16 protein-coding genes are annotated in these 17,555 nt (G+C 44.7%); 5 read left to right on the forward strand and 11 right to left on the reverse strand.

Annotated features, from left to right (window positions below):
* The first annotated feature begins 8 nt into the window (after positions 1 to 8).
* On the forward strand, positions 9 to 2,054 hold the full coding sequence (gene recG, locus FTU01_RS08320; RefSeq protein WP_180047861.1) for an ATP-dependent DNA helicase RecG: 2,046 nt from the start codon (positions 9 to 11) through the stop codon (positions 2,052 to 2,054).
* Positions 2,041 to 2,676 (forward strand): ComF family protein, encoded by a 636-nt coding sequence (locus tag FTU01_RS08325; protein WP_166135920.1) that lies wholly within the window; start codon positions 2,041 to 2,043, stop codon positions 2,674 to 2,676. Before recG ends, FTU01_RS08325 begins: the two co-directional genes overlap by 14 nt.
* A 1-nt stretch (position 2,677) precedes the next feature.
* Here the strand turns inward: FTU01_RS08325 and FTU01_RS08330 are convergent, their stop codons facing one another.
* A complete protein-coding gene (locus tag FTU01_RS08330; protein WP_166135917.1) occupies positions 2,678 to 3,079 on the reverse strand; it encodes an NUDIX domain-containing protein in 402 nt (133 codons plus the stop codon).
* A gap of 28 nt (positions 3,080 to 3,107) precedes the next feature.
* Positions 3,108 to 3,698: a TIGR00730 family Rossman fold protein gene (locus FTU01_RS08335; protein ID WP_034701503.1), complete on the reverse strand. Its 591-nt coding sequence runs from the start codon at positions 3,696 to 3,698 to the stop codon at positions 3,108 to 3,110.
* Positions 3,699 to 3,850: 152 nt separating this feature from the next.
* Here FTU01_RS08335 and FTU01_RS08340 point away from each other — a divergent pair, with 152 nt between their 5' ends.
* Positions 3,851 to 4,864 (forward strand): CorA family divalent cation transporter, encoded by a 1,014-nt coding sequence (locus tag FTU01_RS08340; protein ID WP_159122636.1) that lies wholly within the window; start codon positions 3,851 to 3,853, stop codon positions 4,862 to 4,864.
* Positions 4,865 to 4,969: 105 nt separating this feature from the next.
* On the opposite strand, the gene FTU01_RS08345 is transcribed toward FTU01_RS08340, so the two are convergent.
* The 8 genes from FTU01_RS08345 to dxs form a co-directional block, all read right to left on the reverse strand.
* A complete protein-coding gene (locus tag FTU01_RS08345; protein ID WP_180138757.1) occupies positions 4,970 to 5,260 on the reverse strand; it encodes an STAS domain-containing protein in 291 nt (96 codons plus the stop codon).
* Between the two features lie 12 nt (positions 5,261 to 5,272).
* Positions 5,273 to 5,908, reverse strand: a complete 636-nt coding sequence (locus tag FTU01_RS08350) for a phospholipid-binding protein MlaC (RefSeq protein WP_004786965.1) — start codon at positions 5,906 to 5,908, stop codon at positions 5,273 to 5,275.
* A gap of 18 nt (positions 5,909 to 5,926) precedes the next feature.
* On the reverse strand, positions 5,927 to 6,604 hold the full coding sequence (locus tag FTU01_RS08355; protein ID WP_180047859.1) for an outer membrane lipid asymmetry maintenance protein MlaD: 678 nt from the start codon (positions 6,602 to 6,604) through the stop codon (positions 5,927 to 5,929).
* On the reverse strand, positions 6,604 to 7,383 hold the full coding sequence (mlaE, locus tag FTU01_RS08360) for a lipid asymmetry maintenance ABC transporter permease subunit MlaE (RefSeq protein ID WP_004786970.1): 780 nt from the start codon (positions 7,381 to 7,383) through the stop codon (positions 6,604 to 6,606). Before mlaE ends, FTU01_RS08355 begins: the two co-directional genes overlap by 1 nt.
* Positions 7,380 to 8,198 (reverse strand): ABC transporter ATP-binding protein, encoded by an 819-nt coding sequence (locus FTU01_RS08365; RefSeq protein ID WP_180047855.1) that lies wholly within the window; start codon positions 8,196 to 8,198, stop codon positions 7,380 to 7,382. Before FTU01_RS08365 ends, mlaE begins: the two co-directional genes overlap by 4 nt.
* Positions 8,199 to 8,607: 409 nt before the next feature.
* Positions 8,608 to 10,407 (reverse strand): DEAD/DEAH box helicase, encoded by a 1,800-nt coding sequence (locus FTU01_RS08370; protein WP_166135904.1) that lies wholly within the window; start codon positions 10,405 to 10,407, stop codon positions 8,608 to 8,610.
* A gap of 528 nt (positions 10,408 to 10,935) precedes the next feature.
* Positions 10,936 to 11,766, reverse strand: coding sequence for an inositol monophosphatase family protein (locus tag FTU01_RS08375; RefSeq protein WP_004786976.1), 831 nt, complete (start codon positions 11,764 to 11,766; stop codon positions 10,936 to 10,938).
* Positions 11,767 to 11,880: 114 nt separating this feature from the next.
* Positions 11,881 to 13,791 (reverse strand): 1-deoxy-D-xylulose-5-phosphate synthase, encoded by a 1,911-nt coding sequence (gene dxs, locus FTU01_RS08380; RefSeq protein ID WP_166135901.1) that lies wholly within the window; start codon positions 13,789 to 13,791, stop codon positions 11,881 to 11,883.
* Positions 13,792 to 14,102: 311 nt separating this feature from the next.
* Here dxs and ribA point away from each other — a divergent pair, with 311 nt between their 5' ends.
* Positions 14,103 to 14,705 (forward strand): GTP cyclohydrolase II, encoded by a 603-nt coding sequence (gene ribA / locus FTU01_RS08385; RefSeq protein ID WP_180016552.1) that lies wholly within the window; start codon positions 14,103 to 14,105, stop codon positions 14,703 to 14,705.
* 121 nt (positions 14,706 to 14,826) lie between these two features.
* On the opposite strand, the gene hemN is transcribed toward ribA, so the two are convergent.
* Positions 14,827 to 16,200, reverse strand: a complete 1,374-nt coding sequence (gene hemN, locus FTU01_RS08390) for an oxygen-independent coproporphyrinogen III oxidase (protein ID WP_180138759.1) — start codon at positions 16,198 to 16,200, stop codon at positions 14,827 to 14,829.
* 241 nt (positions 16,201 to 16,441) lie between these two features.
* On the opposite strand from hemN, the gene hemF reads away from it, so the two are divergent.
* The gene (gene hemF, locus FTU01_RS08395; RefSeq protein WP_180047851.1) at positions 16,442 to 17,389 is read left to right on the forward strand and encodes an oxygen-dependent coproporphyrinogen oxidase; all 948 of its coding nucleotides are present in this window, start codon (positions 16,442 to 16,444) and stop codon (positions 17,387 to 17,389) included.
* Positions 17,390 to 17,555: the final 166 nt, after the last annotated feature.

Below are 17,555 nucleotides of genomic sequence, written 5' to 3' on the forward strand. Positions count from 1 at the left end.
GAGGGGACATGGCTGCAGTCCATCAGTTACAAGGCGTTGGCAATGCCGCCGCTGCTTTACTCGAAAAACTAAATATCTTTAATACTGATGATTTGCTTTTTCATCTACCACGTGACTATGAAGACCGTAGCACGATCATTCCCATGAATCAATTAACGGTGGGACGCAGCTATTTGCTGGAAGGTATCGTGAAAGGGGTTGATTTCCCACCCGGTAAACGCAAGTCTATGGCAGTGTTACTGGATGATGATTCTGGCAAAGTCACTTTGCGCTTTTATCATATTTATAAAGGCATTACCGATCGCTGCAAGCTCGGTAACCGTTTAAGAGTCTTTGGTGAAGTGCGAGTCGGTGCCCGTGGTCTGGAAATGTATCATCCAGAGCTGCAAGTCATTACTGAACATACGCCTCTCCCCCATACACAACTCACCTCGATCTATCCGGCAACCGAAGGACTGACTCAACCCAAGCTACGGGAATATATTAAACAGGCACTAGAACTGCACAGTGATGATTTGCCTGAACTGTTGCCACAAAAATTTAGCAATGGTTATGGTCTAAAGCAGGCACTGGAATATATTCATCATCCACCGCTAGATGCCAATATGTTGCAGCTCACTCAAGGCTCACATCCGGCACAGCAGCGTCTGATTTTTGAGGAACTGGTGGCACATCAAATCAGTTTGCTGACCCGGCGTGCCTTTATTCAGCAGATTGAAGCCCCTTCATTTTCTCCAAGTAAGACCTATGCCAAACAGCTTTTGGCCGGTTTGCCTTTCGAAATGACCGGTGCACAAAAACGTGTATCCAAAGAAATTGCCAAAGACCTGAAACAGAATAAACCAATGCTGCGTCTGGTGCAGGGTGATGTGGGTGCAGGTAAAACTTTGGTTGCCGGTGTTGCAGCCTGTCATGCCCTAGAAGAAGGATGGCAAGTCGCGCTGATGGCGCCAACTGAAATTCTGGCCGAACAGCATTACCTCAACTTCAAGCGCTGGTTCGAACCACTCGGTTTAAATATTGCCTGGCTTTCCGGCAAACAGAAAGGTAAAGCGCGTGTAGCAGCAGAACAAGTAATCCGTGATGGCAGCGCGCATCTGGTGGTGGGCACACATGCCCTGTTTCAGGAAAATGTCGAGTTCGCCAAACTGGGCTTAGTGATTATTGATGAGCAGCATCGTTTTGGGGTCGATCAACGCTTAGCCTTGAGAAATAAAGGCTTGGATGGCATGTCGCCGCATCAATTGGTGATGACCGCAACCCCGATTCCACGCACGCTTGCTATGTCGGCGTATGGCGATCTGGATACTTCGATTATTGATGAATTGCCACCGGGTCGTACTCCGATCCAGACTGTGACCATTCCGCTGGATCGTCGCGAAGAGGTTCTGCAACGGATTGCCACGAATTGTGCTGAAGGTAAACAGGCTTATTGGGTCTGTACTTTGGTGGAACAGTCGGAAACTCTGGATGCTCAAGCCGCAGAAGCAACCTTTGCCGAGATCAAGGAACGCTTCCCTGAACTGAATATCGGTCTGGTACATGGCAAAATGAAAGCCGATGAAAAACAGGCAGTCATGCAGGAATTCAAAGACAATAAACTGCAGCTACTCATTGCTACAACTGTGATCGAAGTCGGTGTTGATGTCCCGAATGCTTCGATTATGGTGATTGAAAATGCCGAACGGCTTGGCCTGTCACAACTACATCAGCTGCGTGGTCGGGTGGGTCGTGGTGCCAAAGCCAGTTTCTGTGCCCTGCTCTATAAAAATCCATTGTCACAAAATGGTCAGGAACGTCTGCGCATCATGCGCGAAACCAATGATGGCTTTATCATTGCCGAGAAAGACCTGGAATTACGTGGTCCGGGTGAATTGTTAGGAACCAAACAGACCGGTGATATGGGTTTCCGTGTAGCCAAGCTGGAACGTGATGATCACTTGCTGAATCAGGCCCATTATGTCGCCCAGCAGATGCTAAAAGATTATCCGAAACAGGCGGATGCCTTATTAAAACGCTGGCTACCCGAGGCTCCACGCTATGCCTATGTTTAAGCTGCTCCAACAGGGAAAACACTGGCTGAATCGTTTACAGCCTTGTCAGCTGTGCCAGACAGATTATCAAAACCTGCATTCTGTCTGTCAGGATTGCTGGCAACAGTTACCTTGGGCACATCAGACTATTCAGCGTCAGGAAATGCAGTTTCAGGTGGCTTGTGACTATGCCTACCCGATGGATCGCCTGATTCAATTATTTAAATATGAGCAGAAGCTGCATCTGGAACCATTATTGGCAGGTGCATTACTAACCTTAAAATTTCCTAAAGTCAGTGCAGTGGTTCCTATGCCGATTTCAACCGAACGACTGGTTGAACGTGGCTATAATCAATCTTTGTTGCTGGCCAAGCATGTAGCTAAACACTTGCAAGTTCCCGTCTGGCAACCAATTGAACGACTCAAGCAACATTCACAAAAAGGCTTAAGCCGTCTGGAACGTATCGAAGATATTGAAGCCCAGTTCAGGGTCACTATCTCTTCAAAAGTCCGTTATCGTAAGGTTTTAATTATTGATGATGTGGTTACGACTGGCAGCTCAATTCGAGCTTTGAGCCAGCAACTGGAAAAACTGGGCTGTCAGCAGATTTATGCCGCCTGTCTGGCGGGAGCCAAACTTTAAATCAGGCTTGGGCCAGTAAGTTCTTTTTAACCCAAGGTATGACAATTTCTGTAGTTAAAGGTGCAAGTTTCACATCTTTCTGATCCAGATCCACCCATTTCATCTCGGCAATCTCAGCTTCAATATGTGGTTCGCCATCTAACTGCACCAGATAAACATAACTAACCAGTTGATGATCCGGTTCATTGGCAGTTTGAGTTTCAAAACACCCGATAAATTGCTGAATCTCAGCCTGACAACCAATTTCTTCCTTAATTTCACGTAGCAGGGTGCGTTCAGGTGCTTCATCCGGTTCCAGCTTGCCACCCACTTGCATAAAACAGTCAGTATTTTTCTTACGAACCACCAGCAGCTGCTGATCTGAATTCAAAATAATGGCAGCTGCGACGGTAATAATTTTCATGAATTCGGAACGATCAAGTGGAAAACACTTATTTTACGAGATCTTCCTGATCGACCATACCCCATTTTGCTTCAGGCGGCTGGTAGTCTTGAAATTTCTGTAAAATTTCTTCGAAGTCATCACTCACGATCAGGGATTCAGTAAAACGTGGCTTGGTAAAACCCTTGTCCGTGGTCATCTGAATAAATTTCAGCAAATCATCATAAAAGCCATCGACATTGAGAAAAGCACAAGGTTTTTTATGAATCCCGAGCTGAGCCCAAGTCCATTGCTCAAAAATTTCCTCGAGCGTTCCCGCCCCACCCGGAATGGCAATAAAACCATCGGAGAGTTCTGACATTTTGGTCTTACGTTCATGCATATTATCGACCACATACAGCTTGGTAATATGTGGATGTGCCAGTTCGCGATTCACTAGGGGTCTTGGAATGACACCAATGACCTCGCCCCCTGCAGCTAAGGCACTATCCGCTACAATGCCCATCAATCCGGAACGACCACCACCATAAATCAGTGTTTGCTGTCTTTTTGCCAGGGTTTGGCCTACCTTTTCGGCAATTTGTTTATAACCAGGTTCAGAACCTAGCGCTGAGCCACAGAAAATTGCGATAGAATTCATCATTTTCACCATTGCATTGCCGGTATATAGTACGCAGGCAGCGCCTGAGAGTTTTTTTTCAAAAATAACTGCACAATCAGTGTTTTTATTCAATTCCTTGTCTAAAATACACGCATTTAGATTAACATACTGCGCAAGGGAGAAAAGACAGCATGCTTGAAGCCTTTTACGCCACAGAGCGCGGTAGCCTAGAAGATGCCACCATCAATGGTGATTTCGACCTGCATCCGGAACTGGTTTGGATAGATTTAATTGCGCCTTCACAAGAAGAACAGCAATGGATTCTGGATGCCTATGAGCAAAACCTGCCCACTTTAAAATCTCTGGAAGATATTTCTTCGAGTGCCCGATTTTACCGTGATGATGACGGTATTTTGCACATCAGTACCTATTTCTTAACGAAAAATAAAAATTATCAAGTCGAAAGTGAACATGAGGATGATGCCAGCATCCTCGCAACGGTTCAGACAGTCGCTTTCATTTTGCATAAAGACCGGCTCTTTACCCTGCGTGGTGAAAAGCTGGTAGCTTTCCGGGCCTTTCGTGCCCGTGCGCGTCGCAATGATTATGATATTGACTATAAAGATCCAACTTGGATTCTGCTGGGTTTGCTCGAAGCTAAATTGGATGAGTTGGCCGATATTCTGGAAGACGTACATAAGGATCTGGAAAAATACTCAACCGAAGTGCTGAATAACCGGCATCGTGAACAGATCCTGGATCTGGACGACATGATTACCCGTCTGGCTCAACTGGAAGATATGCTCGGAAAAGCTCAGCTGTGTCTGATCGATTTACGACGGGTACTTACCTTCCTGTCACGTCCACGAGCCTTAGGCAGTCATATTTATGATGCAGATATTCGAGAACTCAGTGAAGACGTCCGCTCACTGGTCGAGCATGATGCCTTCCTGTTCCAAAAAGTCCGATTCTTGCTGGATACCACGTCCGGATTCATTAACACTGAACAGAATGATACGATCCGTCGCTTCTCGATTTTACCGAGTATGCTTGCGCCACCCATGCTGATTGCCAGTATTTACGGGATGAACACTGATGTCTTGCCCTTCGCTCAAGGTTCGATGAGCTTTGTGATGGTGAACATTATTATTATGGGCTTCCTGATAGGGCCTCTTATTTACTTTAGATGGAAGAAGTGGATTTGAGCGAGCTTTAAAGCACTGCTTTTAAAGCGAAGTGCAAGAAACGCTCCTCATCTGATTCATGCTTATTTGAAAAACAATAAAAAAGCACCTTTCGGTGCTTTTTATTTACTGAATGATCTGTAAATCATCCTGCAAATGACAGGCCTGAATAATCTTCATCATTTTCTCAGAAACCGCTTTAAACTGTAGCCCTCGTGCTTGCGGAGTTTGGCGCAACCAGCGCACCAGAACTGCCAAAGCCAAAGTACTACCCTGCTCAAGTCCAGCCAAATTAACTACCACAGGAAACTTGTCCTGTGACTGAATGACACGCAAACCATCTAGGTAATAGTTCTGCGCATTGTCAGCGTCAATCTTGCCTGAAACCTGTAGTTCCTGATTATTGAATTGAATCACAGCTCACCTATCTTATTTTTTCTTGTCAATCGCCGCTTCAGCATCTGGCTTAAAGTTGGCAATGGCTTTATCCAGATTACCACCATTACGTTTTACTGTAGCCGCAAACTGGTTACGGAACTGCAGACCCAGGTCAATACCAGAAACATTGATGTTACGGATTTTCCATTGTGAACCTTTATCAACCAGCTGGAAAGCAACCGGGATTTTCTCACCTTTGTTATTAAAGTCGATGGTCACTACAGGATTTTTGCTGTTAGTCGCCTTGTAAGGACGAACGCTGTAAGTCTGGTTACTGAACTTAGAGAAAGCCGTACCATAATTTTCAATCAGGGTTTCACGGAAGTTCTTTTCAAACTGTGCACGCTGCGCCGCAGTACTATACTGATTGGTCGCATAAGTCCCCATCACAATCCGGGTAAACGATTGTGAATCGATATACGGGTCAAGATTCTGACGAACAATCGTTTTCACAAGCGCAGGATTATTCTGCAATTTAGCATGATCGGTTTTAAGACGATCAATCAAATTGTCTGCAACTCTTTTAATAAAAGCAGGTGGGGCTTCAGACGGTGCAGCAAACACTGTACCAGCAACCATTGTTGAAAGAATGCTTGCAGCAAGCGTTTGTTTTACTAAAGTCTTCACTCAAATCTCCTCAATCTGTTATTCAACAAATGCAGGTTCTGCATCTGTTGTTTCTGAAAATGCAGCTTCTTCTGAGGCACTTTCCTGACTATCTGACGATTTTCCGGCACCACCGGTAATAAATTTCGTCACTAAATCTTCAATTTCCATGGTGCCTTGAGTGTTCGCAATCTGCTCACCACGTTTCAAGTAAGTCAGACCGCCACCTGGAATAATTTTCAGATACTTTTCACCCAATAAACCATTTGTTGCTACCATAATGTAAGCATCTTCATCAATATTGGTGATGGATTTCATGTTATCTAATAGTTGTTTTTCCATTGTTTTTTGTTGCGCAGGATCGGCTGCGGTATAGTCTGAACTATAACGTAACTCTTCGAGTGCTTCCTGCTGAACCTGCTTGAGCTGCTCGGAATTAAAGGATGTCAGAGAGCCATCCAGTGTCATATGGACAGTGGCTAAACGGGTCACCGGATCCAGCGTAATTTTATCAACCTGACCGACTTTCACCCCACTTAAAGCAACTTTAGCGCGTGGTTTGATGCCATTTACATTTTCAAAAGTCGCTGTCATCTGATAGCTATCAGAAATATTGGTGCCTACCAGACCGCTAACACGCATCGCCAAAAAGAACAGGGCGATACCAAAAAGAATGACAAAAACACCAACGGCCAGCTCACTAGTACGTGATTTCATTAAATACCTCCGAACATGACCGCAGTCAACACGAAATCAAAACCTAATACGCACAGCGAAGAATAGACGACCGTACGTGTTGTAGAAGTTGCGATACCTTCTGATGTTGGTTCACAGGCATACCCCTGATAAACCGCGATCCAGGTACAAATTAATGCGAAAACAAAACTCTTGATAATGGTGCCATTCAGGACATCTTTATAGAATCGCACGGTACTTTCCATGCCACTCCAATATGCACCTTCATCAGCACCCAGAAAATCAACACCTACCATTTTTCCGCCCATAATCCCGACCGCAGCAAAGATTACAGAGAGCATTGGCAAGCTAAAAATACCGGCCCAAAGGCGTGGTGAAATCACCCGTTTTAAGGGATCGACCCCAATCATTTCCATACTGGATAATTGCTCGGTTGCTTTCATCAGACCAATTTCGGCAGTTAAGGCAGAACCGGCACGACCAGCAAATAGTAAGGCAGCAACCACAGGTGCTAATTCACGTAACAGGGTTAAAGCCACTGCAGTACCAAGCATCGCTTCACTACCGAATGTCGACAGGATGGTATACATCTGCAAACCGAGTACCGAACCAATAAACAGGCCAGATACCGCAATAATCAAGAGTGACAGCACCCCAACCCGATACATCTGATAAACAAACAGCTTTACTCCAAGCCAGGTCGGCATGGAAAAGAGAATTTGCAACAGCATCAGTGTTGCAACACCAATCCCCTGAACACGTTCAATAACGCGTCTACCTAAGGCAGCAATGGCATTCATGAACGTACCTCATCACTTAAATAAGCCTGATGACTAAACTGATAATCTACCGGGCCTTCAACCGAACCGGTCAGGAACTGCTGTACAAAGGCTGAAGGATGATTTTTCAATTCCTCTGCTGTGCCCTCGCCCTGAATTTTGCCTTCTGCGACCACATAGATGTAATCAGCAATCGATAAAGTTTCTGCCACATCATGTGAAACAATAATGGTTGTTAAATCCAGTGCTTCACGTAGAGAGCGAATCAACCGGGTCAAAACCCCCATCACAATCGGATCCTGCCCGGCAAAAGGCTCATCGTACATGATCAGTTCCGGATCCAGTGCAATCGCGCGAGCTAAAGCCACCCGGCGATTCATCCCGCCAGACAACTCTGAAGGCATCATTTGCTCTGCACCACGTAGTCCTACTGACTCGAGTTTCAAAGCCACGATTTCAGCAATCAGATGTTCAGGCAATCTGGTATGCGCACGAATCGGAAAGGCAACATTTTCATAGACGCTCATGTCGGTAAACAGAGCGCCACTTTGAAACAGCATCCCCATACGTGCACGTGCAGAAAAAAGCTCGGAACGGGACATCTTGGCAATATCTTTACCGTCCAGTAAAACCTGACCCTGTTCAGGCGTCAGTTGCCCACCGATCAATCTTAATAAAGTGGTTTTACCAGTTCCGGAAGGTCCCATAATGGCAGTAATCTGTCCACGACGAATGTTTAAACTGACATCGTCATAAATTACACGCTCACCCCGCTTGAAACTCAAATTCTTGACTTCAATCAAAGACTGAGGATCCTGCGCTGTTTGATTTTTCATAGCTGAGTTTATTCCTGCATTTTTTCAGCATGCATATGACAAAAGAACGAAGTTCAACATGTTAGCATTTGAAAATGAAGGGTCAAGTTCATGGAAAACATAATGCTCCATGCCTGGCCATATATTTCTAGTAATCAAAAATTTTATTTCGACGCGATTTTAACAGACTATGATCCATTTAAAAAACGATATACATAATAAATCAGATTGCACAAAAGCAAAGTTACCGCAATGTAGGACATGTACCCCTCAATAATATGAAAGACTATAAAAAGACGCTTTCAGATTACGGATCATCATAAACTCAGAAAAAGTTGATGAAGTAGGCATTTTATGCTGAAAAAACAAAAAATCAATGCATAAAAAAACCAGCACTCAGGCTGGTTTTTTTATTTCAGACGTTATTCAATTAGTCATTGAATTTACGACGTGGACGATCTTCACCGAATGAACGCTCGCCACGTGGCTTGTCATCAAAGTTGCGACGCGCTGGACGGTCACCAAAGTCACGTTTTGGACGGTCATCACCGAATGAACGTGCTGGACGATCACCGAAATCACGTTTAGGACGGTCACCGAAACCACCTTCACGACGTGGAGCAGGACGATCACCAAAATCACGTTTAGGACGGTCACCGAAAGAACCTTCACGACGTGGTTTGTAATCTACACGGTTACCGCGGTTGTCATCATTACCTTCGAAACGAGGACGGTCACCGAAGTCACGACGTGGGCGATCATTGTTAAACTCGCGACGTGGACGGTCTTCATTGAAGTCACGACGTGGACGATCACCGAAACCGCCTTCACGACGTGGACGATCGCTGTTGAAGTCACGACGTGGACGATCTTCGCCACCGAACGCAGGACGTTCGCCACGAGGTTTGTCATCGAAGCTACGACGTGGACGGTCATCACCACCTTCACGACGTTTGAAATTGCTCTCGCCTTCGAAACGACGACCACCACCGAAGCCACGACCGCCATCACGACGACCGCCACGACCACGACCAGCGCCATCACGGCTACCGCGTGCAGGAGGTGGAGATGGCTCAAGACCTTCAATTTCAGATACATTTAGACGAGCTTCAAGGAAGTCTTCTAGTGCACGGATTTTACCGCGTTCACGATAAGTCGCTAAAGTAATTGCTTTACCGGTACGGCCCGCACGACCTGTACGACCGATACGGTGTACATAGTCTTCGTTCTTCATAGGAAGACCAAAGTTGATCACGTGAGAGATTGTCGGTACGTCTAGACCACGTGCTGCAACGTCAGTTGCAACCAGGATTTTTGCACGACCTTCACGGATACTGCGCAGACGACGGTTACGAACGGTTTGTGGCATCGCACCATGCAGAGCAACAACTGATAAACCTGCTTCAGCAAGTTCTTCAGCCAGCATATCTGTATCTTCTTGAGTAGAAGCAAAGACCACTGCCTGATCAACGTCTTCTTCGTTTAACCAGTGAGTAAGAAGTTTTTTCTTGTGCTCAAAGCCATCAGTCCAGTGTAAAGTCTGGGTAATGTCAGTATTGGTAGAGTGACCAGTTTCAATTGCAATACGCTCTGGTTCATTCATCATGCGTTCAGCAAGGGTAATGATACGTGGAGCGAAAGTTGCAGAGAACATCAGTGTTTGTTTACGGTTTGCAGCCAAGTCACCGATTGCTTCTAGGTCTTCAGAGAAGCCAAGATCCAGCATACGGTCAGCTTCGTCGACGATCAGCGAGTCAACTTTGTCAAGTTTGATTTGACGACGGTTAACAAGGTCAAGTAAACGGCCTGGAGTTGCTACAACAACCTGTGCACCTTTTAACTGCTGGATTTGTTTACCAAATGGCATACCACCCATAATTGCAGCAATACGAACACCTTTCATGTGACGTACAAATGCGATCGCGTCTTGGCATACTTGTTGTGCCAATTCACGAGTTGGTGAAATCACCAGAATAGTCGGTTGAGTCACCGCTTTCATACGTTCTTTAAATGGTACGAAAGTATCTTGGTTAGCAAGTGCGTTCAAAGTTGGGAGAAGGAACGCAGCGGTTTTACCCGAACCTGTCTGGCTAGATACTAAAAGGTCTTTACCTTCTAGTGCAGCAGGGATAGATTGTTCTTGTACAGGAGTCGGAGTAGTAAAACCTAAGCCTTGAAGGGCTTGTTGTAACGATTCATGCAAAGAAAATTCAGCAAAAGTTTTGCTCATAGAGTATTCCACCCGGAAATTGGGTGCTCCATTAAAAATAAAGTCAAATGGACATCGACAAAAAGCGGTACAGCAATTAAACGCTGAAAAGAGATGATTCAGCGGCGATCCGAGTAACGACGATGTGATATAACGCACGCATGATTACGGCATAACCTGAAGGAATCGCTTTAGCGATTGGGGCGCGAGATATCGTCCTCTCTTTGGACCGCACGCGCATACACAATGATAAGAAGAGAAATGTTCAGGTGACGAACAGAAATTAAGTGCGTGCGCAGATTATAGCAGGATTATTCATAAAGTCATCCGCTTTTCAGATTATTTTGTTTAACTGCTAATTTCTTCATCAATTTCCAAGACTTAACCAAGAAAAGAAATGTAATTAATTCTCCGGCCGGTCAATTTTCTTTTTATCAATGCTGTGAATCATCTAAATATGAAGATATTTATCTCGGAATTATTTTTAAAAATAAAAAAGGCATCCCGAGAGATACCTTTTTAATATTCGATTTACGGCGTTAAACCCGATTATTTCGCTGCCTCACCCCAAGCAGGAACAACTGCTTGCATAAGAGGTTTCAGCATTTTCATTGAACAAGCCAAAACTTGACCATTTTCCATAGAATCGCTACCACCACGCGCATCAACTACAGTACCGCCCGCTTCTTTCACGATTAACTCGCCTGCTGCAATATCCCAAGGTTTCAAGCCAAGCTCGAAGTAACCATCAAGACGACCAGCAGCGACATAAGCCAGATCCAAGGCAGCTGAACCACCACGACGGAATTGTGCACCTGCCTCAGTCACATTGAGCAATGCATCAAAATGATTCTTGGCATAAGAGACTACTTCACCATTACGTTTAGTACGGTAAGCATGACCTACTGCCAGGAAAGTATTGTTCAGACTGTCTTTAACATTTACACGGATACGGCGCTGGTTCAGCATCGCACCACGACCACGGCTCGCAGAGAATAGCTCATCTTTCACCGGGTCATAAATAACACCGTGTTGAGTTACACCTTTGTGCTGAACTGCGATAGAGATACAGAAATGCGGAAAACCGTTGATAAAGTTTAGTGTGCCATCAAGTGGATCGATCACCCAACACCAATCAGCGTCGTGACCTTTACCTTCTTGCAGACCAAATTCTTCACCAAGGAAACTGTGATTTTTATAGCTTTTACGTAGAGTATCGATGGTCAACTGTTCCAGATAACGATCTACACGCGTTACCGGACCATCAATGCCTTTTTCTTCGACTTGCAGATCGAGTTTATGACGATTTTGATGCGCTTTTAAAAGCTCTTGACCAACTAATTGAGCCGCACGCGCAGCCATCACCACCATAGGTTCCATTGAACACCCACTACAAATTTGAAGATACTGATAAAGAATAATGCATAAAAGCCCGCATATTTTAGCAAATATCCGGGCTTTTTGGGAAAAAATGTGTCGAAACTTTTTAAGCGTTTATAACAGAACGCTTTGACCTAGCTTTAACCAGGCCTCATTGATTGATTTTTCAATGCCTTGGCTATCAAGTCCTGCCTGCTGCAACATCTGGCTATGTGTTGCTTGTGCCATAAAGCTATCCGCTAGACCTAGGTTCAGGATTGGTTTAACGATTTGAGCTTCAGCCAGATACTCATTCACAGCACTTCCTGCGCCGCCCATGACTGCATGTTCTTCAACAGTGACAAACAGACTGGTTGAATTGGCCAGCTGGTTTAATATTTTGGTATCCAATGGTTTGATAAAACGCATATTCACTACGCGTACGCCCACATCATGTTTGCTGGCAAATACCTGAGCAGCTTCCACTGCGGCTTGAACCCGACTACCGAATGCCAGAATAGAAACATATTCGTCATACTGTTCGTTCAGACTGAGCAACAATTCTGCCTGACCGATCTGCATCTCGGTCATGGTTTTCTGGATTTCCACACCCAGTCCATTCCCACGCGGATAACGCACTGCTGCTGGACCATGATACAGATAAGCCGTATGCAACATTTGACGGCATTCATTCTCATCTTTTGGTGCCATGATCACCAGATTCGGAATGGTACGCATATAGGCATAATCATAGGCGCCGGCATGCGTTGGACCATCTTCACCAACCAGACCGGCACGATCGATCCCAAACGTCACATCCAGATTTTGCAGTGCCACGTCATGCACCAACTGATCATAACCCCGTTGCAGGAAAGTTGAATAGATTGCGACGACCGGTTTTAAACCTTCACAAGCCATACCTGCTGCCAGCGTCACTGCATGTTGTTCTGCAATGGCCACATCAAAGAAACGTTCAGGGTATTCTTTGGCAAACTGCACCATACCTGAACCTTCACACATCGCCGGAGTAATCGCCAATAGGCGTTTATCCTGTGCTGCTTCATCACATAACCATTGTCCAAATACATCCGAATATTTCGGTGCTGGATTAGCTACTGCAACTGCATTGAGTTTACTAATCGCATGGTATTTAATCTGGTCACATTCTGCTGGTGCAAAGCCCTTACCTTTTTTGGTATAGATATGAATTAGGCGCGGACCTTTACGTTTTTTCAAGGCTTTAAAGACGTGTACCAGTTGTTTGACATCATGGCCATCATAAGGACCAAAATAATCAAAACCAATGGCTTTAAACAGGTTATCTGCGGCATCAGTTGCAGCCTGATGTAAACGAGAGTTATATAGCCATTCCGGATGTGGCTGTACATAAGCCTCACCATCTTCAGTCACGTTGACGAATTCGCCACGTTCCCAGATTGCAGCAAGATGCTTGGCAAAACCACCAGTACTGCAAGAGATCGACATATCATTGTCGTTCAGAATCACCATCAGGTCAGCCTGATGTGCCACAGCATCATTCATCGCTTCAAAAGCCATGCCTGCTGTCATGGCCCCATCACCAATGATTGATACGACTTCACACGGATTGTTCTGATAACGGCGTGCCAAAGCCATGCCAAGGCCAGCAGAAATGGCGGTAGATGAATGTCCTACCCCAAAAGTATCAAATTCAGATTCTTCACGCGCTGGAAATGCAGCCAGACCATCTTTGGCACGGATTGTAGTGAGCTGTTCACGACGTCCGGTCAACGCCTTATGCGGATAAGCCTGATGACCCACATCCCAGATCAGGCGATCATGTGGCGTATTAAAGCAGTAATGTAAAGCGACTGTGAGCTCAATCACACCCAGATTGGCCCCAAAGTGTCCACCACTCTGACCCGCAGCATACAAAATGAATTGACGTAACTCATCCGCCACTTGAGTGAGCTGGCTTTGCTCGAGTGCACGCAGTTGCTCAGGATGATCGATCGCATCAAGCAACGGTGTTACAGGGCGTTGAGTTGGTATTTCTGTATACAGCATATATGGCAAAGCCTTCTAAAGCCTGGCAAAATCTTAAGCTAGGTCAATGGGGAATAACCGATCATATAGTTGAATTGTAGCAGCTTCAATTCAGCTACGCTTCTAGCGATGCAATATTAAACAGCGATCTCGTCGGGGTGAAAAATTTGCAGGCTACGATTATCCTGAATAATCTTACTATTTATCAACTATTATCGTTCGCTTTCTACAAAAAAGAAAATGTTCTTCATAAATTCAGCTGAGCAATTCTACTAATGTTTAAGCATTACGCTATACTTTAGCTACTTTATTAGGATTTTACGGGTTCAGCTGTGCCTATCGAATTTGTCGCAACTTCAAGATTACCGACCGCTCATGGTGAATTTAAAATTACTGTTTTTCAAGACCCTAAAACTGGCGAAGAACATGTCGCTCTTTCTAAAGGCTTAGAAGAACCAAGTGATGAACCTATGCTGGTCCGTGTACATTCTGAATGTTTAACCGGTGATGCCTTTGCTTCATTAAAATGCGACTGTGGCCCTCAACTCCAGGCAACACAAAAACTGATTAATGAAGTGGGTCGCGGTGTCATTCTTTATTTACGTCAGGAAGGACGCGGAATTGGCTTGACCAATAAAATCCGTGCATACGCCTTGCAAGACCAGGGACATGATACGGTCGATGCCAACCTAATGCTGAATTTACCGGCAGATGCACGTCAATATGATATGTGCAGCATCATGCTGGATCACTTAGGTGTAAAAGCCGTCCGCTTGATCACCAATAACCCTTTAAAAATTGATGCACTGAAAGAGCAAGGCATTAATGTAGTGGACCGTGTACCACTCACTGTGGGTCTGAATCCATTCAATGAGCAATACCTCAAAACCAAGCATGAGCGTATGGCGCATATGTATCAGAAGGAAGATTTTTAAAAGAATCTCCCCCTGCCCCCTCTTTTTCAAAGAGGGGAAATTTCCTTTTATATAAGTATAGGGAAGCCTCCCTTTTTTAAAGGGAGGTTTGGAGGGATTTATAAGATCCTAAGAGGGATTCTTAAATCGTCATTGAGAAAATCCGGTTCTCTGGCATACGACGCTTTAAACGTAAATCAAAAGCCATGCAAATATTGCGTACAAATGGTTTCCCTTTCTCCAAAATCGTGACTGAAGAGTCTTCAATTTTGATCAGCTGATCCTGCTGCATTTCCTCAAGCTGCTTTAGCACTTCATCAATTTCAGCAAACTGTATGTCTCCACTTTCCCATGAAGTAGTAAAACTACACATCAGATTCAGGATATGTTTGCGAATGATCAGGTCTTCCTGAGTCAGGATATGCCCTTTAAAGACCGGAATCTGGTTTTGCTCTAGCAGTTCACCATATTCTTCAATGGTTTTCACATTCTGCGCAAAGCTATACCAGCTATCACTAATCGAAGAAATTCCGAGTCCAATCATCACCTGAGTTTTAGACGCGGTATAACCCATAAAATTGCGGTGCAAAGTTCTAGACTGAAAAGACTGATACATACTGTCTTTCTCTAACGCAAAATGATCCATACCAATTTCATGATAACCATGCGCCAAGAGCTTTTTCTTACCCTCTTCATAGCACTGACGCTTGATCTCATCTTTCGGTACATCCGCATCTTTAAAACCGCGCTGGCCATTCCCTTTAATCCAAGGTACATGCGCATAGCTATATAAAGCCAGACGGTCTGGTAATAATGAATTGGTCTGATCGATGGTATTCAAGACATCCTCCAAACTTTGAAATGGCAGACCAAAAACCAGATCATGCGAAATCGATTCATAACCAATTTCACGTGCCCATTCAGTCACCTGTTTAACATTTTCATAAGGCTGAATCCGGTGAATGGCTTTTTGTACAGTTTCATTATAATCCTGCACGCCATAACTGACCCGACGAAAACCCAGGTCATGCAAGCCTTGCAAATGCTCACGCGTGGTATTGTTTGGATGACCTTCGAAGCTGAATTCATGCTCTGCTGCAATCTTGGCTTTGGACAAAATACCTTGAATCAGCTGGGTTAAATGTTCAATGGAAAAGAACGTCGGTGTCCCACCACCAAGATGAATTTCTTTGATGATGGGTTTTTCTTCTAATAACTCACAATACAGCTCCCATTCTTTCAGCACAGCCTGTATATAAGGCTGCTCGACTTCATGACGTTTGGTCACCCGTTTATGACAGCCACAAAAGGTACATAAACTTTCACAAAATGGCAGATGGATATACAGGCTAATACCTTCAGTCGCATTCGACTCCTGAAAAGAACGTTTTAGTGTCTGCTTCCAAAGCTCTAGTGAAAATCCTGACTCTTCCCAATAAGGTACGGTTGGATAACTGGTGTAGCGGGGACCGGGTACATTGTATTTTTGAATGAGAGAATTTGCCTGCACAGTCATGAATGCCTACCACCTTATCAGTCAGGTTAATGCGCTGCATAAGCGCTGTTGAGGTTATTGTGCGGAGCTCAAAAAAAGAATTCAACCTAGTAGTCTGGTCGGATTTAATGCACTACACATCCTTCTAAAACATTAGGTTGAATGTTGTTACAGATGGTGAGCATCCAGAAAAACACCTTAATTTTTAGGCCATTTTATGCTTTGATGTAAGCAGTCTTTTTATTTCCCTATGAGGGTTCTGATGCAGCATCCTACCTCTGCAGATATTCAACGCGTTCGCGATTTTCTCCTCGACCTGCAAGCCCGGATTTGTGCCGCGCTGGAACAGCAGGAACGTGCCGGTGGCGGTACAGCTGAATTCCTGATTGATGACTGGGAACGTCCTGAAGGTGGCGGCGGCCGTTCACGTGTGCTGCAAAATGGTACGGTGATTGAAAAAGGCGGTGTGATGTTCTCTCACATCAATATTTCCAAACTGCCCGCTTCTGCCACTGAACGCCATCCGAATATAGCCGGAGCTAAAGCTCAAGCCATGGGTGTATCTTTGGTTATCCATCCTAAAAATCCGAACGTCCCGACTTCACATGCCAATGTACGTTTATTTGTAGCGGAAAAAGAAGGTCAGGATCCGGTCTGGTGGTTTGGTGGCGGTTTTGACCTCACCCCTTTTTATCCAAATGATGAAGATGTGCTTTCATGGCACCAGACCGCATATGACCTGTGTGCACCTTTTGGCGAAGAGGTTTATCCAGAACATAAAAAATGGTGTGATGATTATTTCTATCTAAAACATCGTGATGAGCAGCGCGGTGTCGGCGGCCTATTCTTTGATGACCTGAATCAATGGGATTTTGAAACCTGTTTTCAATATATGCAGGCCGTAGGTAATGGTTATCTCGAAGCAATTCTGCCAATTTTCCAGCGCAATCAGGACAAGCCATATACTGAAGCACAACGTGATTTCCAGCTGTATCGTCGTGGCCGTTATGTGGAATACAATCTGGTATATGACCGTGGCACACTGTTTGGTCTGCAGACCGGTGGCCGGATTGAATCAATTCTAGTCAGCCTGCCACCTCTTACCGGCTGGTTATACCGTCCAGAATGGGCCGAAGGATCACCAGAAAAACGCTTGACCGATTACTACCTTAAACCATATGACTGGTTAACAGAATTAAAAACAAAATAAAGCAATCAAAATATTTAAATACAAATTGCCCTCAGATCGAGGTAATGCCAGTCAGTTAAGCAAATTTTAGTAAAATGTAGTAAAAATGAGTGTATGTAAATACGCTCATTTTTTTATGTCTTTATCTGAACATTTAGAATCCACTCTTGAACATTCTCTCCCATCA

This window comes from Acinetobacter sp. YH12043, from assembly GCF_013419915.1.
GTDB lineage: Bacteria > Pseudomonadota > Gammaproteobacteria > Pseudomonadales > Moraxellaceae > Acinetobacter.

Coding starts and splice junctions, on each gene's coding strand:
- recG (WP_180047861.1), top strand. CDS start 9: ATGGCTGCAGTCCATCAGTTACAAGGCGTTGGCAATGCCGCCGCTGCT.
- FTU01_RS08325 (WP_166135920.1), top strand. CDS start 2,041: ATGCCTATGTTTAAGCTGCTCCAACAGGGAAAACACTGGCTGAATCGT.
- FTU01_RS08330 (WP_166135917.1), bottom strand. CDS start 3,079: ATGAAAATTATTACCGTCGCAGCTGCCATTATTTTGAATTCAGATCAG.
- FTU01_RS08335 (WP_034701503.1), bottom strand. CDS start 3,698: ATGAATTCTATCGCAATTTTCTGTGGCTCAGCGCTAGGTTCTGAACCT.
- FTU01_RS08340 (WP_159122636.1), top strand. CDS start 3,851: ATGCTTGAAGCCTTTTACGCCACAGAGCGCGGTAGCCTAGAAGATGCC.
- FTU01_RS08355 (WP_180047859.1), bottom strand. CDS start 6,604: ATGAAATCACGTACTAGTGAGCTGGCCGTTGGTGTTTTTGTCATTCTT.
- mlaE (WP_004786970.1), bottom strand. CDS start 7,383: ATGAATGCCATTGCTGCCTTAGGTAGACGCGTTATTGAACGTGTTCAG.
- FTU01_RS08365 (WP_180047855.1), bottom strand. CDS start 8,198: ATGAAAAATCAAACAGCGCAGGATCCTCAGTCTTTGATTGAAGTCAAG.
- FTU01_RS08370 (WP_166135904.1), bottom strand. CDS start 10,407: ATGAGCAAAACTTTTGCTGAATTTTCTTTGCATGAATCGTTACAACAA.
- FTU01_RS08375 (WP_004786976.1), bottom strand. CDS start 11,766: ATGGAACCTATGGTGGTGATGGCTGCGCGTGCGGCTCAATTAGTTGGT.
- dxs (WP_166135901.1), bottom strand. CDS start 13,791: ATGCTGTATACAGAAATACCAACTCAACGCCCTGTAACACCGTTGCTT.
- hemN (WP_180138759.1), bottom strand. CDS start 16,200: ATGACTGTGCAGGCAAATTCTCTCATTCAAAAATACAATGTACCCGGT.
- hemF (WP_180047851.1), top strand. CDS start 16,442: ATGCAGCATCCTACCTCTGCAGATATTCAACGCGTTCGCGATTTTCTC.